Source organism: Pseudomonas sp. UME65, assembly GCF_014170225.1.
Lineage (GTDB): Bacteria > Pseudomonadota > Gammaproteobacteria > Pseudomonadales > Pseudomonadaceae > Aquipseudomonas > Aquipseudomonas protegens.
Window position 1 is genome coordinate 649,532 of record NZ_LZZQ01000014.1, and the last position, 22,877, is coordinate 672,408.

Sequence of the window (22,877 nt, forward strand, 5' to 3'; positions counted from 1 at the left end):
CGGGATGGTCGACAGGCCCGTCAACATGAGACAAACTCAACCTTTTCGCTTTAACCACAAAATTTACTCATGGAGATCCTGGTGCTCGAAATCCGTCACCTGAAGACCCTGCACGCCTTGCGCGAAGCCGACAGCCTGGTGGAAGCCGCTGAACGCCTGCACCTGACCCAGTCCGCCTTGTCCCATCAGTTCAAGGAGCTGGAAGAGCGCCTGGGCATGCCGCTGTTCGTGCGCAAGACCAAGCCGGTGCGTTTCACCAGCGCCGGTCTGCGCCTGCTGCAACTGGCGGATGCGACCCTACCCCTGCTGCGCGGCGCCGAACGCGACATTTCGCGACTGGCCGGCGGCACTGCCGGGCGCCTGCACATGGCCATCGAATGCCACAGCTGCTTCCAGTGGCTGATGCCGACCATCGATCAGTTCCGCGACGCCTGGCCGGAAGTGGAGCTGGACCTGGCCTCCGGCTTCTCGTTCGCTCCGTTGCCAGCCCTGGCCCGGGGCGACCTGGACCTGGTGGTGACCTCCGACCCCCTGGAGCTGGCGGGTATCACCTACGTGCCGCTGTTCACCTACGAAGCCATGCTCGCGGTCGCCAACCAGCACCCGCTGGCAAGCAAGCCATACGTAGTCCCGGAAGACCTGCTGAGCGAAACCCTGATCACCTACCCGGTGGAACGCGACCGCCTGGACATCTTCACCCGCTTCCTGGAACCGGCGGACATCGAACCGGCCCAGGTACGGACTTCGGAGCTGACGGTGATGATGATGCAACTGGTGGCCAGCGGCCGGGGCGTGTGCGGGATGCCCCACTGGGCCCTGCACGAGTACAGCTCACGGGGTTATGTGAAGGCCAAGCGGCTTGGGGAAAAGGGCCTGTTCGCCACCCTGTACGCGGCGATTCGCGCCGACATGCTGGATGCGCCCTACATGCGCGACTTTTTGCTCACGGCCAAGGACACCTCGTTCTCGACCCTGGACGGCGTCAGCGCCGTACGCTGACCCCAAGCTGGCTTGCCCAGGAGCCGGCTTGCCAGCGAACCGGGGGTCAGCCTTCGACCGGCAATTGGCGCCACATGTGGATCTTGTCGAAATAGTCCTCGCCCACCCGCACTGCCTGGGGTTCCAGGCCGAACTGGACGAAGCCGCAGCGCTGGTACAGGGCCAGCGCCGCTTCATTGCCGGCCGTCACGGTCAACTGGATCAGGCGCAGCCCTTCGTATTCAGCCGCTTCGGCCAGCAGCCCCTGGACCAGGCGGTAGCCCAGCCCGCTGTTGCGCTGCGTGCCGGTGACATAGAGGCCGAACAGGGTCGCCTTGTGCCGGGCCTTCTCCCGCAGCTCGAAGGCCAGGCCGACGATCCCCAGCAACCGCCCTTCGGAAAACGCCCCCAGCAACAGGTCCAGCTCGCCGTCCAGGCGTGCGGCCCACCAGGCCAGAGGCAGTTTTTCCCGCTCTTTGACGCTGGAGGTGAAGGCCTGGGGATGGCGCTCATAGGCCTCGAGCATCAAGGCCCGGTATTGCTCCACATCGTCAGGGGTCAGGCGCTGGATCTGCATGCTCAGTCGAGGGTCTTGTGTCCGGTAATGAATGAAGCGCATTTTATCTTGCCGCCCTGCACTTCATAAATGGCCACGGTTTCCAGGGTGCCGCTGCCGTCGGCGAAGGTGCGGCTGATCAGTTCGTGATCGACCACCACGTTGCCCATGACCGTACGCTGGATCAGCCGGGCATGCAGGTTGGGTTCCTGGAAACGCACCACGGCCCGAGCTCGTATTTCCTCGTGCCCCCTGGCCAGCAAGGTGGCCGGATGTTCGTATTGCCGGGCATCTACGGCATAAGTCGCCAGCCAGGCCTCCAGATCCTTGCGGTTGTAGGCCTGCAGTTGTGCTTCGACCACCGCTTGCGGGCTTGGAAAATCACTCATGCTGGCGCTCCTCGATCAGTTGACGCGACGCTGTTCGAACATCAGGCGCACGGCCAGCCCCGCCAGCACAAAGCCCATGAAATAACGCTGCACCGAGAGCCAGGTGGGGTTGCTGGCAAACCAGGAGGCGATACCGGCGGCAAACAGGGCGATCAGCAGGTTCACCGAGAAACTCACGCTGATCTGGGTCAGGCCCAGGATGATGCTCTGGGAGAACACCGAACCGTGCTCGGGGTGGATGAACTGCGGAAAGATCGACAGGTAGAACACCGCGATCTTGGGGTTCAGGGCGCTGGTCAGAAAGCCCATGGTCACCAGCTTGCGCGGCGAATCCGCCGGCAGCTGCTGGGCTTCGAAGGGCGAGCGCGCGCCAGGCTTGAGGGCCTGCCAGGCCAGCCACAGCAGGTACAGGGCGCCGGCCCACTTGAGCACCTCATAGGCCATGGGCACCGCCATGAACACCGCGGTCAGGCCCAGCGCGGCGGCGAACAGGTGGACAAAGAACCCCGCCACCACCCCCAATAACGACGTCACCCCAGCCTTGCGCCCCTGGCAGATCGAACGGGAAATCAGGTAGATCATGTTCGGCCCCGGGGTCAGCACCATCAGCAGGGAAGCAGCGGCGAAGATCAGGTAGTCGTGGAGTGGAATCATGGCAATCCTTGGCAATGGGAGGGGGTCAGGCGTGGCCCGCTCGGGCCTTGCGATAAAACGGCAAGATCAGATCGCGTGTCAACGGCGCAAGGAACAAATCTCCATCGCCGGCCGGGTCGATCCAGCGTACTTCCTCGATCTCTGCCGCCGGGGTCACCGGGCCATGGATATGGACCAGGAACACCTCGGCTTCCACCACATGCCCCGGCTCGTTGGCCGCCGGTGCCGAGAACTGTTGCAGGTAACGGGCCTGGGCCGGGTCGATGCGCAATCCCAGTTCTTCTTCCAGCTCACGGGCCAGGGCGTGCACCGGTTGTTCACCGGCTTCGATCTTGCCACCGGGCTGCATGAAGGCCTGGGTGCCGCGCTTGCGCACCAGGAGGGTCTGGCCGTCGGCACCGATCAGCAGGGCAGCGGCGATACGAATGATGGAGGGTGCAGCAACGGACGACAGCGACATGGGAATCCGGGAGCCTTGAGAATGAGGGCGCAAGGATCACATGCGCGGCGGCGGCTCGTCATCCGCCGCCGGCATTTTTCGATGTGACCGCCACCCGGCTTCAGGCCCTTGCCTGCTGTTCCTGGGGCAACTTGACGAACACGCTGTAGCGGGCGCCCTCCATGGTTTCAAAAGCGATCAGCTTGTCCACCAGCGGCAGGTTGAGCACCTTGCCGGCGTTGAGCAGCAGCATGCCGTTATCGGCATTCAGGTTGCGCGCCAGGATCATCCCCGCCGCCAGCTCCCGGGTACTCAGAACCTTCACCGAAGGGTCGCCCAGGGTCACGTCGCTGAGGTAGACCGCACACACCTGGATGAAACCTTCCACCAGGTCCGGGTCGTACAAGCGGCCGGCGTACTTGCGGATGAACACCAGGGCCTCGTCGCTGTTCATGTGCCGTTCCAGGATCAGCCCGCACTGCAACTCGATGAAGTCCACCGCCAGCTTGAGCAGCCGCGAGCCCAGGGGAATCGCGTCGCCCTTGAGGTGGTCGGGAAAACCGCTGCCGTCCCAGTGTTCCTGGTGATGGCGGATCAGCCGCGCGGCGTCCTGCACCGGTTCCAGGGTCATCAGCAACGATTCGCTCTGCGCCGGATAGGCCCGATAACGCTCGCGCTGATGGTGATGCAGCAAATCCGCCGGGCTGGTCATCATGCTGTCGCTCCAGCTCAGCTTGCCGATGTTGTGCAACGCCGCGGCCATGGCCAGGTCACGCTGGGCGCCAGGGTCGATGCCCTGGACTTTGCAGTAGGCCCGCACCAGCTCGATGATCCGCCGGTTGGTCTGCTTGTCCGCGGACAAGCGCTGGTTGACCAGCAGGGAAAACAGCTCGGCGCCAGTGGCGTAGCTGTGCTTGAGCTCCTCATAGGCCAGGTCGAGCATGTCGGCGGTCTGCTGCAGCTCCGAGGTGCGTGCCGCCACGCGTTTTTCCAGCAGCGTGTTGAGCGCCTTGAGCTCGGCATTCTGCTGCTGGGCCAGATCCTGCAGGCGCAGGCGCTCACGCTCGGAGTGCTGATGCTCAAGGGCCTGGCGCAGGGCCAGCAGCAATTCCTGGTCATCCCAGGGCTTGCTCAGGTAACGGTAGATCTCCCCTTCGTTGATGGCCTTGGCAATCAATTTCAGGTCCGGGTCGCCGGTCAGCAGGATGCGGGTGGTGCTCGGGTACTGCTGATGGATGCGCGCCAGCAGGGTCGGGCCATCCATCTGCGGCAGATGGGCGGCGCTGATCACCAGGTCCACCTCCCGGCTGGCCAGGAGCTGCAGGGCCTGGGTGGCATCGCGGGCGAAATGCAGCGTGTAGGGAAGCGGGCTGAGCAACTGCTGCAGGCGTTGCAGGATCACTTCCTGGCTATCGACCAGCAGAATCTCGGGTCGGCGTGTGACAGTGGCAACGTTTAGCTCACCCATGAGACACCTCGGGTCAACGTCGATGCACGTGTCCTTCATTGTTAGAGCTGGCAACGGTAATCCCTGTTGCCTGATTGAAGACTAGAAGAATTTCCAATCGAGATAGTGGCTTTTTAATACCATCGGTCCGCTGCGGCTGCGCCGCCAACCGCCTTCAGCGAGTGTTGCGCAGTGGCAACACTCGCCGTGCATGCCGTCACTGGGCGGCTTTGGCGCCGGAACCGAAGGAAGCGAAACGCTTGTTGAAGCCGGCGATGCGGCCTTCGGACTGGGTCTTGCGCTGCTGGCCGGTGTACACCGGGTGCGAGGCGCTGGAAACGTCCAGCGCCACATAGGGGTAAGTCTTGCCGTCGCTGTAGGTGTGGCTGCGATCGGTATCGACGGTGGAGCCGATGAGGAAGTACACATCGGCAGCGGTATCGTGGAAAAGCACGGTGCGGTAGTCAGGATGGATACCGGGTTTCATGAGGCCTCCTGGGCATCTGGGTGAGCTGGATGCGTTATACAATAACATATCCAAATCACCCAAACGAGAACCGATTGCAATAAGGAAACTGCCGACAGTTCTATGCCGCTTCCTGAAAATCCATTTCCGGAGGTTGGCGGGAGAAACCGCGAGTGAGGAAACCCAGGTACACCAGGCCAATAACCAGCCAGCTCGCCCCCAGGTAGATCGCCAAGTGATCGAGGCTGGACATCAGCCACAGATCGGCCGCCAGACCGATGAGGGGGAAGATCAGGAACAGGATCAACTCCTGCAGGCCACGCTGCCGGGCCCCCACCCAGTAATGAAAGATCACCGACAGGTTGACCAGGCTGAAGGCCAGGAAGGCGCCGAAATTGATGAAGGACGTCGAGGTGGTGACATCCAGCTTCAATGCCAGCAACGCCACCACGGCGCACAGCAGGATGCTGTTGACCGGGGTACCGAAACGCCCGTGCAGGCTGCCGAAAAAGCGCTTGGGCAAGACCCCGTCGCGGCCCATGGCGAACAGCAGTCGCGAGCCGCTGGCCTGGGCCGAAAGCCCCGAGGCGAACTGACCGACAATCAGCCCGATCAGGAAGATCGAGACGAACAGGTCGCCGCCGATATTGCGCGCAATCTCGTAGGCCGCCGAATCCACATCGGCGAACTCGAAGGACGGATGGGCAACCTGGACGAAGTAGGACACCGCGACAAAGATCAGCCCGCCCACCAGGGTAATCAGCATGATCGCCCGGGGAATGGTCCGCCGTGGATCGCGGGTTTCCTCGGTCAGGGTGCTGACCGCGTCAAAGCCCAGGAACGAATAACAGGCGATTGCCGCCCCGCTCATGATCAGCGGCAGGTGCATCTGCCCGTTGAAGAACGGCGCCAGGGTGAACAGCGGCCGCCCGGCCTCGCCACCAAGGTAGTGGATGCACAGGCCGACAAAGGCGATCAGCACCAGGAACTGCACCAGCATCAGCAGGCCGTTGATGCCGTTGGCCAGTTTCAGGCCAACGATATTGATCGCGCTGGTCACCCCGATGAAAGCCAGCACCCAGACCCACTGCGGTACACCGGGAAACGCCGAATGCAGGTAAGCGGCGCCGATCAGCCAGATGGCCATGGGCAGGAACAGGTAATCCAGCAGCACCGCCCAGCCGGCGATGAAACCCAGCTTGGGGCTGATGGCCTTGCGCACATAGCTGTAGGCCGAGCCGGCCACGGGAAACGCCGCGGCCATGCGCCCGTAGCTCATGGCGGTGAAGAACATCGCCACCAGCGCCGCCAGATAGGCTGCCGGCACCATGCCAGCGGTGGTTTGGGCGAGGATGCCAAAGGTGCCGAGGACAATGATCGGCGTCATGTAAGCGATACCGAACAGCACCACCGCGCCCAATGAAAGGGTGCGTTGCAAGCGAGCCATGAGCGAGTACTCCGCAATTATTAGATTTATGGCAGGACTGAAATGAGTGAAGCAGGGGGTCTTTCTTATGGGATTGGCCGTCCGCGGACGGCCCTTTCAGCGGATCGGAATCAGCAGTTCACGCACGCCATCGCCGTGTTCGAGCACTTCGCCCGCAAGCTTCAGGCGCTGGTCTTCGAGGTAGCGGTAGTCCTGGCGCGCCACCTGCAGTTGCTTGAGATCCAGCTCGACCTTGAACTGACCTTCCTCGCGCCCGGCTTCGAACAGCAGGCTGCCCAGGGGGGCCACCAGGGCGCTGCCGCCGGCGAACAGCAGGCCGCCATCGCCTTCTTCCACTCGGTTGACCATTAGCGCGAACGCCTGGTTTTCCTGGGCCCGGGCCATGATCGCGGTACGGTGGGTGGGCCCGTAGGGGTCCATGTTGCCATTGGTCACGATCAGCAGTTCGGCGCCCAGTTGCGCCAGGGCCCGGGCGCTTTCGGGGAACTCGATGTCGTAGCAGATCAGCAGGCCGACCCGCACACCGTTCCACAGGCAGGTGGCGTAGCGATCACCGGGAGTGAACACACCGCGGTCGGACGCCCACAGGTGGGTCTTGCGATAACGCAGGGCGATGCCCTCGGGGGTAATCAGCAAAGTGGTGTTATAGAATCGGCCGTCGTCGTTTTCGGCCATGCCGATCACCACCGCGATATTGCGCGCCCGGGCGGCCTGGATCACGGCCTGCACGGTGGGGCCATCCAGCGGCTCGGCCACGGCGGCCACGGTCTCGGCGCTGGGGAAACCCATCAGGTGGGTTTCTGGAAATACGATCAACCGGGTATCGGCGGCGCAGGCGGCAATGGCCGCCAGGGCTCGTTCCAGGTTGTAAGCTGTGGCGTTATCACGGCCCGCCAACTGGGCCAGTTCAACCTTCATGGGTATTCCTTGTTCTTTGGCTGTGCCGCAGTATGCGCAGCAGCAACCGGCCCGCAAATCACGCAGCCGGGGTAACCCGATAGGGGTAGATGCATGACATTGTCGCTGGATGACATCGCCTGGCACCGCTCGGTGGGGCAGATGATCGAAGCCCTGGACCAGGCCAGTTTCTGGCCCCAGCTGGTGCGCCTGCTGGAGCAGTACGTGAGTTTCGACAGCTGGGTGGCGCTGCTGTTTTGCAGTGAGCGCAAACCCCTGGTGTTCGCCGAATGCCCGGGGGAGGACGGCAGCCCCGACCAGTTGTTCCAGGACTACCTCAACGGCCTGTACCTGCTCGACCCCTTCTACGTTGCCAGCCGCGAACAATCGCGCAGCGGCCTGCTGCGCCTGGCGGAAGTGGCCCCGGAACACTTCCAGCTGACCGAGTACTACCAACGCTACTTTCGTCTGAATGTGGTGGCCGATGAAATCCAGTTCAATTGCCAGCTGGCGGACGGCCGCACCCTGTGCCTGTCCCTGGGTTCGCGACAACGCTTCGCCCCACCCCAGATCGCCCTGCTGTCACTGATCGAGCCCTGGGTGGTGGCCTTGCTGCGCCAGCGCCTGCCCCACGAAAGCATTGAGCAAGACAACCCAGCGCAATTGCATCCAATGCCCGATTGGCGCAGCCAGCTGGACCACTCCATGCAACAACTGCGGGGCGCACAACTCACCGCCCGGGAGCTGGATGTGGGGCGCCTGATGCTCAGCGGTTGCTCCAACAAGGAGATCGCTCGTAAGCTGGAAATCTCCGCCGAAACCGTGAAAGTTCATAAAAAGCACATCTACAGCAAGCTGGGCATCAAATCCCAGTCCGAGCTGTTTTCGATTTTTCTCCAGGCGCAAAGCGCCTGATACCCCTTCAGGGCCGCCCCGGCAGCCCCACACAACAATAAGATCTTGTGCACCCATAAGAATGAGTACTGATAAACGACCTTAATGAGTCCGAACCAAGGAAACCGTATGAGCCTGTCCCTTCTGAGCCGCTACGCCTTCTTTGCCGCCTGTGTGATTTTCACCCTCGCCAGCCTGCCCTTTCTCGAACACGACTGGCTCTGGCCATTCGCCCTGGTCACCGGCCTGCTGAGCCTGCTGGGGATCTTCGACCTGCTGCAAAGCCCGCACGCGGTGCGGCGCAATTACCCGATCCTGGGCAATATCCGCTACCTGGTGGAAGGCATCCGCCCGGAGATCCGCCAGTACCTGCTGGAATCCGACAGCGACGCCCTGCCCTTTTCCCGCGCCCAACGCTCCCTGGTGTACTCCCGGGCCAAGAACGAAAGCGCCGACAAACCCTTCGGCACCCTGATCGATGTCTACCAGTCGGGCTTCGAATTCATCGGCCACTCCATGCGCCCGGCGCCCCTGAGTGATCCCAACAGCTTTCGCGTGACCGTCGGCGGCCCGCAATGCACCCAGCCCTACTCGGCCTCGGTGTTCAACATCTCGGCCATGAGCTTCGGCTCCCTCAGCGCCAACGCCATCCGCGCCCTGAACCAGGGTGCCAAGCTCGGCAACTTCGCCCACGACACCGGTGAAGGCAGCATCAGCCCCTACCACCGCGAACACGGCGGCGACCTGACCTGGGAACTGGGCAGCGGCTACTTCGGCTGCCGCACCAGCGACGGCCGTTTCGACCCGGAGCGCTTCGCCGTGCAGGCGCAGAACCCCCAGGTGCGGATGATCGAGATCAAGATGAGCCAGGGCGCCAAGCCTGGCCACGGCGGCATCCTGCCCAAGCACAAGGTGACCCAGGAAATCGCCGACACCCGGGGCATCCGCATGGGTGAGGACTGCATTTCACCGTCGAGCCACAGCGCCTTTTCCACCCCGATCGAGATGATGCATTTCATCCAGCAACTGCGTGAGCTGTCCGGCGGCAAGCCGGTGGGCTTCAAGTTCTGCCTGGGCCACCCCTGGGAGTTCATGGGCATCGCCAAGGCCATGCTGGAAACCGGCATCCTGCCGGACTTCATCGTGGTGGACGGCAAGGAAGGCGGCACCGGCGCGGCCCCCGTGGAGTTCACCGACCACATCGGCGCACCGATGCGCGAGGGCCTGCTGTTCGTCCACAACACCCTGGTGGGCCTGAACCTGCGGGACAAGATCAAGCTCGGCGCCAGTGGCAAGATCGTCAGCGCCTTCGACATCGCCAGCGTGCTGGCCATCGGTGCCGACTGGGCCAACTCGGCCCGGGGCTTCATGTTCGCCATCGGCTGCATCCAGTCCCAGAGCTGCCATACCAACAAGTGCCCCACCGGCGTCGCCACCCAGGACAACCTGCGCCAGCGCGCCCTGGTGGTGCCGGACAAGGCCCAGCGGGTATTCAGCTTCCACCGCAACACCCTCAAGGCCCTGGCGGAAATGCTCGCTGCCGCCGGCCTGCAACACCCTTCGCAACTGGAAGCCAAGCACCTGGTGCGACGCATGTCGGCCACCGAGATCAAGCTGTTCTCCCAGTTGCACGTGTTCCTCAAGCCCGGCGAGCTGCTCACCGGCGAGGTCAACGGCGAGTTCTACTCGCGCATGTGGCAACTGGCCCGGGCCGACAGCTTCGAACCCAACACCGAAGCCGCCGCTTAAGCCCCACTGCCCAGTGCTCCCCGGTTGCCGGGGAGCGCGGGGCGTCACCCAAGGAAGATTGCAATGCTCAAGGTCATCGCTGAAGATTTCATCCAGCCCGAACACCTGGACACCGTGCGCCCGTGGTACGCCGAACTGGTGGAAAAAACCCGCCAGGAACCGCTGTGCATCGCCTACGATCTGTTCGTCGATCAGAAAGACCCCGGGCACTTCATCTTCGTCGAACAGTGGCCGGACCAGGCGGCCCTCGACACCCACTGCCAGACCGAGCACTTCACCCGCCTGGTGCCGCAGATCAATGCTTTTCAGCGCCGCGAATGCCGCGTGCTGTTGATGAACGAGTTCTAGAAAACCCGACCCAGACCTTGCTTGACCGGACCACCGAAAGCAGACCCGAACCCCACTGACCTTTCGGAGGCCCGCCATGCCCTTGCTGTCATTCGAACAACTGTCCCGCCAACTGCCAGCGCCCTGGCAATCCACGCTGGTGGGCCAGGTCGGCCCGGCCCGCATCAAGGTGCTGCGCATGGACGGCCAGCCCTACCCGGAAGAAACCCACGACTTCAACGAAGGCCTGCTGGTGACCCAGGGCTGCCTGCACCTGGGCATTGGCCAGACCGTGGTGGAAGTGGCGACGGGCCAGATGTACCTGGTGGAGGCCGGCCAGGCCCATAGCGTGCTGCCCGGCAGCCACGGCACCCTGGTGATCATCGACGTCTAACCGGCCCCTCGATCGACTCAATCGCGGTAACCACCTGCCCAAGGTCGGTCCGACCAGAGGGCCCATGCACGGAGAAGCCCATGCCTCGTCGTCTGTTTGCAGTGATCGCTCTACTGATGTCCTTCAACAGTGCCTTTGCCGGCGAACGCTGGCAGAGCCTGCCGCCCACACCGGCCCCGGTGGCCGGGGCGCAAGCCGGTTATGCCGAAGTCAACGGCATCCGCCTGTATTACAGCAAGGTCGGCCACGGCTCACCGGTGGTGCTGCTGCATGGCGGCCTGGGTAATGCCGACTATTGGGGGCTGCAGGCCAAGGCCCTGGCCGCCCGGCACGCGGTGATCAGCGTCGACAGCCGCGGCCACGGACGCAGCACCCGGGACGCCCGGCCCTACGGCTACGACCTGATGGCCGACGACGTGATCGCCCTGCTGGACCAGCTGAAGATCCCCCGCGCCGATTTCGTCGGCTGGAGCGACGGCGCGATCCTCGGCCTGGACCTGGCCATGCGTTACCCGCAGCGGGTCGGCAAGGTCTTCGCCTACGCCGCCAACACCCAGACCTCAGGGGTCAAGGAAGGCGTGGAGAACAACCCGACCTTCGCCGCCTACATCGAGCGCGCCGGCCAGGAGTACACCCGCCTGTCACCCACGCCCAAGGAGTACCCGGCCTTTGTCGAGCAGATCGGCCACATGTGGGCCAGCCAGCCGAACTGGAGCGACGCCGACCTGGCGAAGATCAAGACGCCGGTACTGATCGTCGATGGCGACCACGATGAAGCCATCAAGCGCGAGCACACCGAATACATGGCCCAGGCGATTCCCGGCGCCGGGCTGCTGATCCTGCCCAACGTCAGCCACTTCGCCTTCCTCCAGGACCCGGGCCTGTTCAATGCAGCCCTGGAACATTTCCTCGACGAAAAATAGCCCCGGCCATCGCCATGGATGCCCCTCTTTCCAGGGACGTCCACGGCAGGCAATATGCATAAATGCATATTTTAATTGCATTGACGCATCAGTCCTCTAAGGTTGTTTGCAGACCCGGTCAACGCAGGCCATCGAGGCTGGCCCAGCGCAGCGTCATGTCCCGGGTCCGGCTACGCGCAGTAGTCCGACACGCAACGACGACACCAGCCGGAGGCTGGATTTCATTCATGGAGGATGAACATGTTAAGTAGCAACCTGACCCCAGGCGACGCTCCCCAGGCCCTGCCCCAGTGCCTGGCCGGCAGCCTGCTCGACCCGCAACTGAGCGAAGTCGATCCACACACCGAAGCTGCGCCCCAGGCCGCTGCCCGGCTCAACTTCAGCGTGCAGCAGCAAACCCAGAGCAACTGGTGCTGGGCAGCATTGTCCGCATCGGTGGGCAACTACTACGGCACCGGTTCCTGGACTCAGTGCGGAGTGGCCAACGCCGAACTGGGCCGCAACTCCTGCTGCAGCCAGCCCGGGCCGTGCAACGTCTACGGCTACCTGGATTCGGCCCTGCGCACCACCCGCTGCTACGGCGGCATGCGTGAGGACCGGATGCAGATGCCGGCCATCGACAACCAGCTCGGTATGGGCCGCCCCGTGGGCCTGCGCTGTGCGTGGTACGGCGGCGGTGCGCATTTCCTGACGATCTACGGCAGCGATGGCGGCTACATCCTGGTGGCGGATTCGATCTACGGTTACTCGACCCGCGCCCTGAACAGTTTCCCCGGTTCCTACAACGGCGGCGGCAACTTGACCCACACCTACTTCACCCGAAAAAACTAGGAGGCGACATGCAACTGACTTACCCCAAGGCGCCTGTCGATGGCGTCCAGCACCTGCGCTCGGCCCTTCAGGCGGCCCTGCAGACCCAGGGTTTCGGTATCAACCGCGGGTTTGCCAAGGCCCGTGCCCGTAACCTGAATCTGTCCCAGGCCTTTCGCGGCTACGCCCTGAGCCTGGAGGACCTGGCCCAGGGCAAGGGGCTGGCCGAGGCCAAGGCCGGTGACTGGCATTACCTGGTGTTCGATGCCGGAGTGTCGATTGCCGATGCGCAGTTGACCGAGGTGGCCGGCAAGGTCGGCTTCTCTGCGCTGAACCATGGCAGCCTGGCGGCGTCCGCCGTCAACGCCCTGGACCTGGCGGAACAGGCGCCGCAACTGCAGGGAAAAAGCTATGAACTGCGCCTGCTGTTCATCTCGGCGCTGCAGGTCACGGCGATCTGGCTGCATGGGCCCGGCGAAGAGGTGCTGATTCCCATCGAGCCGACACCCAAGACCCTGGCCGCCCATCAGCTCCACAGCGAAACGGCGTTGCTCGCCCTGCTGGCGCCGGCGGCGCTGCAGGCCAAGGCCATCTTCGACGCCGATACCAGCGGCACCCTGGGCGGTTGACCCGGGCAAAAAAAATCCGGCGGCCTTTGCAGGTCGCCGGATTTCTGGTCTCAGCGTTTCAGTCCGGGATGCTCAAGCCAGCCGCATCACCCAAGCGCAGGTCAGGACGCCGATCGCGCCGAACCTTGCTGGACATTGGTCGGTTGCAGCTTGAACAGATAGAACAGCACTGTCAGCAGCACCAGGAACGCCGGGCCGACATACAGCGCCACACGGGTATCCGGGAAGTAGGCCATCAGCCCCACCACCAGTACCAGGAAGGCCAGGGCCAGGTAGGAACTGATCGGGTACAGCCACATGCGGTACTTCAGGCCGGCACGTTCTGCCGGGCTCAGGCCCTTGCGGAACTTGAGCTGGGCCAGAAGGATCATCACCCAGGTCCAGATCGCACCGAAGGTGGCGATGGAGGTCACCCAGACGAACACTTTTTCCGGCACCAGATAGTTCAGCAGCACGCCCAGCAGCAGGGCGAAGATCGACAGCAGCAACGCGCGACGCGGCACGCCGTTGTTCGAGGTCTTGGCGAAGCCGGCCGGGGCCTGGCCGTTCTGCGCCAGGCTGTAGAGCATGCGCCCGGTGCTGAAGATGCCGCCGTTGCAGGACGACAGCGCGGCGGTGATCACCACGAAGTTGATGATGCCGGCGGCGGTCTTGATACCCAGGCGCTCGAAGGTCATCACGAAGGGGCTGCCCTGGGTGCCGATCTCGTTCCACGGGTAGATCGACAGGATCACGAACAGCGCGCCCACGTAGAACAGCAGGATGCGCCAGAACACCGAGCCGATGGCGTTGGGAATGGTCTTTTGCGGGTTGCGCGCTTCACCGGCGGTGAGGCCGATCATCTCTACGCCCAGGTAGGCGAACATCACCATCTGCAGGGACATCAGCACGCCGGTCACGCCATTGGGCATGAAGCCGCCGTGGGTCCACAGGTTGGAGATGCCCAGGGCCACGCCGTCATTGCCGAAACCGAAGGCGATGATACCGATGCCGCCGACCACCATGGCGATGATGGTGACGATCTTGATCAGGGCGAACCAGAACTCGAACTCACCGAAGGCCTTGACCGCGATCAGGTTGATCGAGCCCATGCTCACCAGGGCCGCCAGGGCCCAGATCCAGCGCGGCACATCGGGGAACCAGATCCCCATGTACACCGCCACTGCGGTGATTTCCGCAACACAGGTCACCAGCCACAGGAACCAGTAGTTCCAGCCGGTGAGAAAGCCCGCCAGCGGGCCCAGGTAGTCTTGTGCGTAACGGCTGAAGGAACCGGCGACCGGGTTATGCACCGCCATCTCGCCGAGGGCGCGCATGATCACCAGGATCGCCAGGCCGCCAATGATGTAGGACAGCATGATGGCCGGGCCGGCCATTTCGATGGCCTTGGCCGAGCCGAGGAACAGGCCGACACCGATACAGGCGCCGAGGGCCATCAAGCGAATATGCCGTTCGCCGAGTTCGCGTTTCAGCGGGCCGCCCTGAGCGGTCTCGCCGTGGGGCAGTTGGTTGCCAACTGGCATAGAGATACAACCTCATTTTGTTATTGGATATGAACCACCGAGCCTTCGAAGCGCCAGCGGATAGCCGAAGCTTGCTCGACCGCACCGGCCTTGTGGGACGGAGCGTCTGGTAGGACAAGACCTGCCAGATCAGCGGGGTGCGCAGTATAAAAAGCTCCCGACAGGGCTTTTCACTCTATAAGTTGCAATATTCAGAGAGAAATCTCGGCAAATACCGCTTTCACGGAGAAGCATTACCTGCTTTTTGCCCTGAAACCTCACTCGGAAAGGGCCGGGAGTATTGCACAGGCCTGGTGCATCGTCATGCCCCTACCTAGGGCGTATTTACCTGGGAAAAGGCTCTACCCTGTGGCGAGGGAGCTTGCTCCCTTGCCACAGAAGCGGGGCCGGGTCGTTTTCACATTTTCTTCACCGACGCCCACCACCGACTAAGCTTCAGGCAAGTCCGATCAATCTGCGTGAATGGATCAATCGACTATGGGCGCTCTGTGGCAGACCGATTCGCATAAGAACGCAGTGCCAAGCCACAGCGAGGACGAAACGCCTTTACCGAAACGCCGCAAACCCCGCCGTTATGCCTGGCGCCTGTTCTGGCTGTTGCTGCTGATCGCCCTGATTGCCCTTGGCTTTGCGGCTGCCCGGGAGATGCGCACCTCGAAACTCCAGGCCCGGGAATTCAGCCGGCTGGCCGCTGACCTGAGCTACTCCCTGGAGCCCGGCCCCAGTGATGCCGTGCTCTATCCCGGTGCCGGGCCGTTCGACCGGCGCCTGGGCTACAGCGCCCTGGGGGAGTTCCTGCCACGCTTGCTCAAGCGCGGTTACCTGATCGACGCCCAGACGCGTTTCTCCCCGGCACTGATGGACTACAGCAAAAGCGGATTTTTCGTGCCCTACACCGAAAAGATCCAGGCTGGCCTGTCCATTACCGACTGCCGCGCCGCGCCCCTGTACCAGTTCAATTACCCTCAACAGCTGTATGAGAGCTTTGCCAGCATTCCGCCGCTGGTGGTGCACAGCCTGCTGTTCATCGAGAACCGCGATCTGCTGGCCCCCAAGCCGGCCGAGGCCAACCCGGCGGTGGACTGGCCGCGCTTTGCCAAGGCCGCCTGGTCGCAGATCGCCCGGCTCTTGCACCTGCCGGGGCAGAGCGCCGGGGGTAGCACCCTGGCCACCCAGTTGGAAAAATACCGCCATTCGCCGGATGGCCTGACGGTATCCGGGGGCGAGAAGATCCGGCAGATGGTTTCCGCCAGCGTGCGGGCCTATCAGGACGGCCCACAGACCCTGGAGGCCCGCAAACGCATCGTGCGCGACTACCTCAACAGCGTGCCGCTGTCCGCAGTGCCCGGCCACGGCGAAGTACACGGCATGGCCGAGGGGCTGCGGGTCTGGTATGGCGCTGACTTCGACAAGGTCAACCAGGTGCTCGGCAGCACCGCCATGGACTCGAAAAGCCTCGCCGCACGAGGGCTGGCCCTGCGCCAGGTGCTGTCACTGATGATTGCCCAGCGCCGTCCCTCCCATTACCTGGCCAAGGGGCGCGCAGAACTGGCGGATCTGACGGACAGCCATATCCGCCTGCTGGCACAGAACAACGTCATCGACCCGGCGCTGAGCAGCGCCGCCCTGGCCAGCCAGGTGACCTACCGCGACTGGCAGCAGCAGCCGACCATTCAGCCGATCGAGACCAACAAGGGCATCAGCGTCGCCCGCAGCCGCCTCGCCGCCCTGCTCAACCGACCGCTGTATGATCTGGACCGCCTCGACCTCTCGGCCACCAGCACCTTGCAGAGCGACCTGCAGCGCCAGGCCACCGAGTACCTCAAGCACCTTGCGGACCCGGCCTTTGCCGCGCAGATTGGTGTGCTAGGCGAACGCCTGCTGACCCCCACCAGCACCACCCAGGTGCGCTACAGCTTCACCCTGCTCGAACTGACCCCCGACGGCTCGCGGGTGCGGGTGCAGACCGACAGCACCGACCAGCCTTTCGACATCAACGAAGGCAGCAAGCTGGAACTGGGCTCCACCGCCAAGCTGCGGGTGCTGACCACCTACCTGCAGATCATTTCCGAGCTGCACGACAAGTACGCCACGCAAACACCCGCGCAGTTGAAAAATATCCCGGTGAACGAGCAGGACCGCCTGAGCCGCTGGGCCCTCGACTACCTGATGCAGAACAGCGACCGCAGCCTGCCGAAGATGCTCGACGCCGCCCTGGACCGCACCTACTCCGCCAGCCCCGGCGAGGCCTTCTTCACCGGTGGCGGGGTGCATCACTTCCACAACTTTCGCAACGAAGACAACGGCCGCAGCCCGACCCTGCGCGATGCCCTGCGCGAATCCATCAACTTGCCGTTCATCCGCCTGATGCGTGACCTGGTGCGCTACAGCACTTATGGCGGCGACAGCAGCAGCGCCGAATTGCTCAAGGACGACCAGAACCCGCGGCGCCAGGAGTACCTGGCACGCTTTGCCGACCGTGAGGGCACCTCGTTCCTGCTGCGTTTCTGGAAGAAGTACCGCAACAAGGACACCCAGTCGCGCCTGGAAACCTTCCTCGACAGCATGCACCCCACGGCAATCCGCCTCGCCGCCGTGCACCGCTACCTGCTGCCGGACGCCAGCCAGGAGAGCTTCAACCGCTTCGTCCGGGCCCACATGAAGAGCGCCAAGGTCAGCGAGAAGCTCACCGACGAGCGCCTGGACAAGCTCTACGCCAGCTACGGCCCCGGCGCCTATGACCTGCCGGACCAGGGCTACATCGCCAAGGTCCACCCCCTGGACCTCTGGCTGCTGGGCTACCTGATGAACAACCCGGAGGCGAACTTCACCCAGATCGTCAAGGCCAGCGAGTTCGAGCGCCAGGAGGTCTACAGCTGGCTGTTCAAGAGCCGCCATCGCAGTGCCCGCGACAGCCGTATCCGCACCATGCTGGAGATCGAGGCCTTCCTCGATATCCACCAGCGCTGGCAGAGCGTCGGCTATCCGTTCGACCACCTGGTACCGTCCCTGGCCACTGCTATCGGCAGCTCCGGCGACCGCCCCGCGGCGTTGGCGGAACTGGTGGGCACCATCCTCAACGACGGCGTGCGCCTGCCAACCTTGCGCATCGACAGCCTGCACTTCGCCGCCGGCACGCCCTATGAAACCCGCCTGCTCAACGACCCGGACAAGGGCAAGCGGGTGATGCCCTCGGAGGTGGCCACGGCGCTGCGCGGAGCCTTGTCGCAGGTGGTGGATGCCGGCACCGCGAAACGGGTGTCCGGCAGCTTCAAGCTGGCTGATGGCACGCCATTGGCCATGGGCGGCAAGACCGGTACCGGCGACAACCGCATCGAAGCCATTGGCGCCGGCGGGCGGGTGTTGAGCTCCAAATCCATCAACCGCACCGCAACCTTCGTGTTCTACATCGGCGACCATCATTTCGGCACCCTTACCGCCTACGTGCCGGGGGCCTCGGCCCAGGCTTTCAAGTTCACCTCGGCCTTGCCGGTGCAGGTGCTCAAGGGCATGGCGCCGATCCTCATGCCCTACCTGCAACCGGGCAGTGGCACCCAATGCCTGGGCAGCGTGGCGCAACGCTGAATCACGACAGGCAGCCCCCTCTCTCTCCGACAAACGGCAGCATTGCCGCAGGCAGAAGTGCTTGCGTCACTCTTAAGATATATCTTAAGTTATGTCTAAATCGAAACGGAGAAAGAGAAAATGAGAGAGCACCACCACCCTCCCCATCGCGAGCACGGGGACAGCCATGAGATCTTCGAACGCCGCCCGGGCCGCGAACGCGGTGGCCGCGGGCCCCGGGTATTCGCCCCCGGCGACCTGAAACTGCTGCTGTTGGCGCTGATCGCCGAGCAGCCCTGCCACGGCTACGACCTGATCCGCCAGATCGAAAGCATGTTCGACGGCGCCTACAGCCCCAGCCCCGGGGTGATCTACCCGACCCTGACCTTTCTCGAAGAAAGCGAAATGATCCAGGGCGATGCCGAAGGCGGCAAAAAGCGCTACAGCGTGACCGACGCCGGACGTCTGTCCCTGCAGGAGCAAGCCATCGCCCTGGACGGCGTGCGCATGCGCATCGAGGTCAGCAAGCGTTCCCTGCGCGGACATGATCGCCCCGCTGAAATCCACGAGGCGGTGCACAACCTGCGCCACGCCCTGCAAATGCACCATGGCCGCTGGAGCCCGGAAGAAATCCTTCGGGTGCGCGACCTGCTGAACAACACCGCCAAGGCCATTGTCGATGGTCCTGTGAGCCACCCCGCCCCGGAGAAAAGCCAATGACTGCCAGCCCAGAACTGTCCATCCATCGGGTCATGCACGAGATCAAGCGCCGCCGCCTGGAGGTGCTGCGCGTGGTCGACCTGACCCCGCGCATGCGCCGCATCACCCTGGGCGGCCCTGAGTTGGCCGGGTTCATCAGCCTGGGCAGCGACGACCATGTGAAGCTGCTGTTCCCGCAGAACGCCGAACAGCAAGCCGCCCTGGAAACCCTGGTACTGGGCCCGGGCAAGGACAGCGGCCCGATGCCCGCCATGCGCGACTACACCCCGCGCCGCTATGACCTGGAGCTGGGCGAACTGGACATCGACTTCGTGCTCCACGGCGACGGCCCCGCCTCCACCTGGGCCGAACAGGCCGCACCGGGCCAGTTCCTGCACATCGGCGGGCCACGGGGCTCGATGGTGGTGCCGGATATCTTCGACAGCTACCTGCTGATCGGCGATGAAACCGCGCTGCCGGCCATTGCCCGGCGCCTGGAAGAACTGCCGGCCGGGCGCCAGGTGCTGGCGGTGATCGAGGTGCAGAACGCCGCCGAACGCCAGGCTCTGGACAGCGCCGCCCAGGTGCAGGTGATCTGGGTTGAACGGGACGCAGGCGGGCAGGACCTGATCAGCACGGTGCGCCAGGTGCAGGTGCCGCAAGGCAAGCTGTATGCCTGGGTAGCCACCGAGAGCAAGGTGTCGCGCCAGGTGCGTCGAGTGCTGCTGGATGAGCACCAGCTCAACGACGAATTCGTCAAGGCCGCCGGTTACTGGCGCCTGGACAGCAGCGAAGAAGAATAATCGCGCATCAGGGTAGGAACTGGCTTGCCAGCGAAGGCGGTCCCAAGGGCCCCCTCGCCGGCAAGCCGGCTCCTACGGGGCCCGGGACCGGAGTTTACCCAGCCAGCGGTCCAGCCCCAGCAACAGCAGGGATACCAGGACGAACCCCGCCAATATCCCGAGGGCATTGAGCAGCACCCGGGGGTAGCCCAGCCTGTCCACGGAGATGAAGGGATAGGGGTACAGCCCAAGCAAGTGCCCGCGCAGCAACAGGTAGGCGAAATACACAATCGGGTAGAGCGTCCACCACCCGATGTGCCTCATCCGCAGCCCGCCCTTGGGCACGCAACACCACCAATAGACCAGGAACAGCAGCGGCATCACGTCATGCAGCAACTCGTCCGCCAGCCATTGCCAACCCTGGGGATGCCAGAGGTGGCGCAACAGCAGGCTGTAGGCCAGCCCCACCAGCAGAATGCTCGCCGCCACGGCGCCGCTGACCCAGGGCTGGAGCATGAACGCCTGCCCCTTGGAAACCCGCAGGTTGAGGGCGCAAGTCAGCACGCTGGCCACCAGGGTATTGCTGAGCACGGTGAAGAAACTGAAGAAGTTCACCAGCCCGCCCAGCAGGCTGGCGCCACTGTCCCAGCGCAACAGCAGGATCAGGTACAGCTGGACGGTCAGCCCGAACCAGCCAAGGATCGCCGCCACGGCAATCAGGCCACGCCGAGTGCACAGCCCCGGCAGCGAGAAGCCAGCCATAGGGCTCCTTAAAGCGGGCGCTTGGTGCGTTGCAACTTCACATAGAGTTTCTCGACCTTCTCCCTCGCCCAGGGCGTCTTGCGCAGGAAGGTCAGGCTCGACTTGATGCTCGGGTCGCTCTTGAAGCAGCGGATATCAATGCGTTCAGCCAGCCCCGACCACTCGTAGTGTTCCACCAGCGCCTTGAGGATCTGTTCCAGGGTCACGCCATGCAGCGGGTCGGTGTGGGTGTCGGTCATGCCAGGCCTTTGCGGGAAGAAAATGAGGAAAGCCGCGCACCTTAGCCGAGGGCTTGGCCCCGCGCCAGCACGCTTGAGTAACTGTAGTCGCAGCCCGCCACCGAGGCGATCGGGCATGAACGGCGAAAAGTTCCTGGCTTTTCGAAATAAAAGAGATGTTATATTGTATCAACAAATAACAACTCACCCGTATTTTGGGCACCCCCGTGTCCCGCCTGCTCACTGACTCAAAGCGCCTAGCGCTCTGTTCGCCAAGGAATGACCGATGTCCCGCTCAACTCCCCGCCCTTCTCGCTCCCTGCTCTGGCGCCTGTCGCCACTGTCCGCCGCGCTGCTGATCGCCTCCCAGGCCCATGCCGTGGAATTGCCCCAGCAGGTCATCACCGCCAACCCTCTGGGCAGCACCGAACTGGCCGCCCCAAGCACTGTGCTGGAAGGCGACCAACTGACCCTGGAACAAAAAGGCAGCCTCGGTGAAACCCTGAACAAACAGCCGGGAGTGTCTTCATCCTACTTCGGGCCGGGGGCCAGCCGGCCGATCATTCGCGGCCTGGATGGCGACCGGATTCGCATTCTGCAGAACGGCGTCGGGGCCCTCGACGCCTCGTCGCTGTCCTACGACCATGCGGTGCCCCTGGACCCGGTTAACGTCGAGCGCATCGAGATCGTCCGCGGCCCGGCGGCCCTGCTGTACGGCGGCAACGCCATTGGCGGGGTGGTCAACAGCTTCGACAATCGGATTCCCACCGAGGCCATCGAGGGCATCCACGGGGCAGGCGAGTTGCGCTACGGCGGCGCCGACACCACCCGCAGCAGCGCCGGCAAGCTGGAAGCCGGCGATGGCACCTTTGCCCTGCACCTGGATGCCAACTCGCGGCAGTTCAATGACCTGAAGATTCCCGGCTACGCCCGCAGCCGTCACGCTGCGGCCAGTGAAGACGGGGATGGCAAGAAAGGTCGCCTGGGCAACAGCGACGGTCGCCAGGACGGCGGTGCCATCGGCGGTTCCTACACCTGGGACGACGGCTATGCCGGTCTGTCCTACAGCAACTACGACTCCAACTACGGCTCCCCCGCCGAAGAAGACGTGCGCATCCGCATGAAGCAGGACCACTACGCCTTCGCTTCGGAACTGCGCAACCTGCAGGGCCCGTTCAGCTCGCTCAAGTTCAACGCCGGCTACACCGACTACGAACACCGCGAGATCGAGGGCGGCGAAACCGGCACCACCTTCAAGAACAAGGGCTACGAGGCCCGTGTCGAGGCCCGGCACCAGCCGCTGGGCCCGCTCGAAGGGGTGATCGGTGCACAGGTCAACCGCAACGAATTCTCCGCCCTGGGCGAAGAAGCCTTCGTGCCACAGACCGATACCAACAGCGGCGCGCTGTTCATCCTCGAAGAACTGCAAGCCACCGAACGCCTGCGGCTCAGCCTCGGCGGGCGCCTGGAACACACCACCGTGGACCCGGACAGCAAGGGCAACGAACGCTTCGCCCAGGCCGACAAGTCCAGCAGCTTCACCGCCGGCAGCCTGTCCTCGGGGGCGGTCTACACCCTGACCCCGGTCTGGTCCCTGGCCGCGACCCTGGGCTACACCGAGCGCGCCCCGACCTTCTACGAGCTGTATGCCAACGGCGCCCACGTCGCCACCGGCACCTATGAAGTGGGCAGCGCCAAGCTATCGAAGGAAAAAGCCGTGTCCAGCGACCTGGCCCTGCGCTTCGACAACGGCATCCACAAAGGCAGCGTCGGCGTGTTCTACAGCCACTTCTCCAACTACATCGGCCTGCTGGGCACGGGGCGCACCCTCAACGATGAAGGCGAAGAAGATGCGACAGGTATCCCGGAATACGCCTACAGCGGAGTGCGGGCACGCTTCAGTGGGATCGAGGCCCAGGATCGCTGGACCCTGGGGGAAAACGCCTACGGCAAGTTCGCCCTGGAACTGTCCGGCGACTACACCCGGGCCAAGAACCTGGATAACGGCCAGGACCTGCCCCGCATCGCTCCATTGCGCCTGAACAGTGGCCTGCTGTGGGAACTGGACCGCTGGCAGGCACGCCTGGATGTACAACATGCCGCCAGCCAGGGCCGGGTGCCGGACAACGAAAGCGGCACCGATGGCTACACCACCTTTGGCGCCAGTGCCGGTTATCGCTTCGATATCGGACATAGCCAGTGGCTGGCCTTCGTCAAGGGCGAGAACCTGACCAACCAGACCGTGCGCTATGCCAGCTCGATCCTGCGGGATATCGCGCCGGCCGCCGGGCGCAGTGTGGAAGTGGGGTTGCGTACTACCTTTTAAGGCC

The 22,877-nt window shown here is 63.8% G+C and carries 23 protein-coding genes; 12 read left to right on the plus strand and 11 right to left on the minus strand.

Features of this window, described 5'->3' with window-relative positions; genetic code table 11:
* The first annotated feature begins 81 nt into the window (after positions 1 to 81).
* A complete protein-coding gene (metR, locus tag A9971_RS23130) occupies positions 82 to 999 on the plus strand; it encodes a transcriptional regulator MetR (protein WP_011063144.1) in 918 nt (305 codons plus the stop codon).
* Between the two features lie 46 nt (positions 1,000 to 1,045).
* Here metR and A9971_RS23135 read toward each other — a convergent pair whose 3' ends face one another.
* From A9971_RS23135 to A9971_RS23170, 8 genes are all read right to left on the minus strand, one after another.
* Positions 1,046 to 1,555, minus strand: coding sequence for a GNAT family N-acetyltransferase (locus A9971_RS23135; protein WP_053159936.1), 510 nt, complete (start codon positions 1,553 to 1,555; stop codon positions 1,046 to 1,048).
* Between the two features lie 2 nt (positions 1,556 to 1,557).
* Positions 1,558 to 1,923: a nuclear transport factor 2 family protein gene (locus tag A9971_RS23140; RefSeq protein ID WP_019093123.1), complete on the minus strand. Its 366-nt coding sequence runs from the start codon at positions 1,921 to 1,923 to the stop codon at positions 1,558 to 1,560.
* A gap of 15 nt (positions 1,924 to 1,938) precedes the next feature.
* Positions 1,939 to 2,577, minus strand: a complete 639-nt coding sequence (locus A9971_RS23145) for a LysE family translocator (RefSeq protein WP_011063147.1) — start codon at positions 2,575 to 2,577, stop codon at positions 1,939 to 1,941.
* 25 nt (positions 2,578 to 2,602) lie between these two features.
* On the minus strand, positions 2,603 to 3,037 hold the full coding sequence (locus A9971_RS23150) for an NUDIX domain-containing protein (RefSeq protein WP_015636837.1): 435 nt from the start codon (positions 3,035 to 3,037) through the stop codon (positions 2,603 to 2,605).
* 100 nt (positions 3,038 to 3,137) lie between these two features.
* On the minus strand, positions 3,138 to 4,484 hold the full coding sequence (locus A9971_RS23155; RefSeq protein WP_183000037.1) for an HD domain-containing phosphohydrolase: 1,347 nt from the start codon (positions 4,482 to 4,484) through the stop codon (positions 3,138 to 3,140).
* 196 nt (positions 4,485 to 4,680) lie between these two features.
* Positions 4,681 to 4,950, minus strand: a complete 270-nt coding sequence (locus A9971_RS23160; RefSeq protein ID WP_011063150.1) for a type B 50S ribosomal protein L31 — start codon at positions 4,948 to 4,950, stop codon at positions 4,681 to 4,683.
* 100 nt (positions 4,951 to 5,050) lie between these two features.
* Positions 5,051 to 6,376, minus strand: a complete 1,326-nt coding sequence (locus A9971_RS23165) for an APC family permease (protein WP_183000038.1) — start codon at positions 6,374 to 6,376, stop codon at positions 5,051 to 5,053.
* Between the two features lie 96 nt (positions 6,377 to 6,472).
* Positions 6,473 to 7,294 carry a carbon-nitrogen hydrolase family protein gene (locus tag A9971_RS23170; RefSeq protein ID WP_183000039.1) on the minus strand — a complete coding sequence of 274 codons (822 nt, stop codon included), beginning with the start codon at positions 7,292 to 7,294 and terminating at the stop codon, positions 6,473 to 6,475.
* A gap of 93 nt (positions 7,295 to 7,387) precedes the next feature.
* Between A9971_RS23170 and A9971_RS23175 the strand changes: the two genes are divergently transcribed.
* The 7 genes from A9971_RS23175 (at position 7,388) to A9971_RS23205 (ending at position 12,999) form a co-directional block, all read left to right on the plus strand.
* The gene (locus A9971_RS23175; RefSeq protein WP_011063153.1) at positions 7,388 to 8,188 is read left to right on the plus strand and encodes a LuxR C-terminal-related transcriptional regulator; all 801 of its coding nucleotides are present in this window, start codon (positions 7,388 to 7,390) and stop codon (positions 8,186 to 8,188) included.
* Between the two features lie 108 nt (positions 8,189 to 8,296).
* Positions 8,297 to 9,916, plus strand: a complete 1,620-nt coding sequence (locus A9971_RS23180; RefSeq protein WP_011063154.1) for an FMN-binding glutamate synthase family protein — start codon at positions 8,297 to 8,299, stop codon at positions 9,914 to 9,916.
* Between the two features lie 63 nt (positions 9,917 to 9,979).
* The gene (locus A9971_RS23185) at positions 9,980 to 10,264 is read left to right on the plus strand and encodes a putative quinol monooxygenase (RefSeq protein ID WP_019093120.1); all 285 of its coding nucleotides are present in this window, start codon (positions 9,980 to 9,982) and stop codon (positions 10,262 to 10,264) included.
* A 76-nt stretch (positions 10,265 to 10,340) separates the two neighbouring features.
* Positions 10,341 to 10,637 carry a cupin domain-containing protein gene (locus A9971_RS23190; protein ID WP_125062130.1) on the plus strand — a complete coding sequence of 99 codons (297 nt, stop codon included), beginning with the start codon at positions 10,341 to 10,343 and terminating at the stop codon, positions 10,635 to 10,637.
* A gap of 80 nt (positions 10,638 to 10,717) precedes the next feature.
* Entirely contained in the window at positions 10,718 to 11,560 is an 843-nt protein-coding gene (locus tag A9971_RS23195; RefSeq protein ID WP_169891972.1) for an alpha/beta fold hydrolase, read from the plus strand.
* Positions 11,561 to 11,800: 240 nt separating this feature from the next.
* A complete protein-coding gene (locus A9971_RS23200; RefSeq protein WP_183000040.1) occupies positions 11,801 to 12,391 on the plus strand; it encodes a papain-like cysteine protease family protein in 591 nt (196 codons plus the stop codon).
* A gap of 8 nt (positions 12,392 to 12,399) precedes the next feature.
* On the plus strand, positions 12,400 to 12,999 hold the full coding sequence (locus A9971_RS23205) for a hypothetical protein (RefSeq protein WP_077934709.1): 600 nt from the start codon (positions 12,400 to 12,402) through the stop codon (positions 12,997 to 12,999).
* Between the two features lie 101 nt (positions 13,000 to 13,100).
* Here the strand turns inward: A9971_RS23205 and A9971_RS23210 are convergent, their stop codons facing one another.
* Positions 13,101 to 14,522 carry an amino acid permease gene (locus A9971_RS23210; protein WP_015636846.1) on the minus strand — a complete coding sequence of 474 codons (1,422 nt, stop codon included), beginning with the start codon at positions 14,520 to 14,522 and terminating at the stop codon, positions 13,101 to 13,103.
* 477 nt (positions 14,523 to 14,999) lie between these two features.
* Here A9971_RS23210 and A9971_RS23215 point away from each other — a divergent pair, with 477 nt between their 5' ends.
* From A9971_RS23215 to A9971_RS23225, 3 genes are all read left to right on the plus strand, one after another.
* Entirely contained in the window at positions 15,000 to 18,107 is a 3,108-nt protein-coding gene (locus A9971_RS23215) for a transglycosylase domain-containing protein (protein WP_183000041.1), read from the plus strand.
* A 120-nt stretch (positions 18,108 to 18,227) separates the two neighbouring features.
* Positions 18,228 to 18,806, plus strand: coding sequence for a PadR family transcriptional regulator (locus tag A9971_RS23220; protein WP_011063161.1), 579 nt, complete (start codon positions 18,228 to 18,230; stop codon positions 18,804 to 18,806).
* Positions 18,803 to 19,588 (plus strand): siderophore-interacting protein, encoded by a 786-nt coding sequence (locus A9971_RS23225; protein ID WP_015636848.1) that lies wholly within the window; start codon positions 18,803 to 18,805, stop codon positions 19,586 to 19,588. The genes A9971_RS23220 and A9971_RS23225 overlap by 4 nt, the downstream gene beginning before the upstream one ends.
* Before the next feature lie 72 nt (positions 19,589 to 19,660).
* Here A9971_RS23225 and A9971_RS23230 read toward each other — a convergent pair whose 3' ends face one another.
* A complete protein-coding gene (locus A9971_RS23230; RefSeq protein ID WP_011063163.1) occupies positions 19,661 to 20,329 on the minus strand; it encodes a Pr6Pr family membrane protein in 669 nt (222 codons plus the stop codon).
* An 8-nt stretch (positions 20,330 to 20,337) separates the two neighbouring features.
* On the minus strand, positions 20,338 to 20,568 hold the full coding sequence (locus A9971_RS23235; protein WP_019093117.1) for a VF530 family DNA-binding protein: 231 nt from the start codon (positions 20,566 to 20,568) through the stop codon (positions 20,338 to 20,340).
* Between the two features lie 265 nt (positions 20,569 to 20,833).
* Between A9971_RS23235 and A9971_RS23240 the strand changes: the two genes are divergently transcribed.
* Positions 20,834 to 22,873 (plus strand): TonB-dependent receptor, encoded by a 2,040-nt coding sequence (locus A9971_RS23240; protein WP_053153553.1) that lies wholly within the window; start codon positions 20,834 to 20,836, stop codon positions 22,871 to 22,873.
* Positions 22,874 to 22,877: the final 4 nt, after the last annotated feature.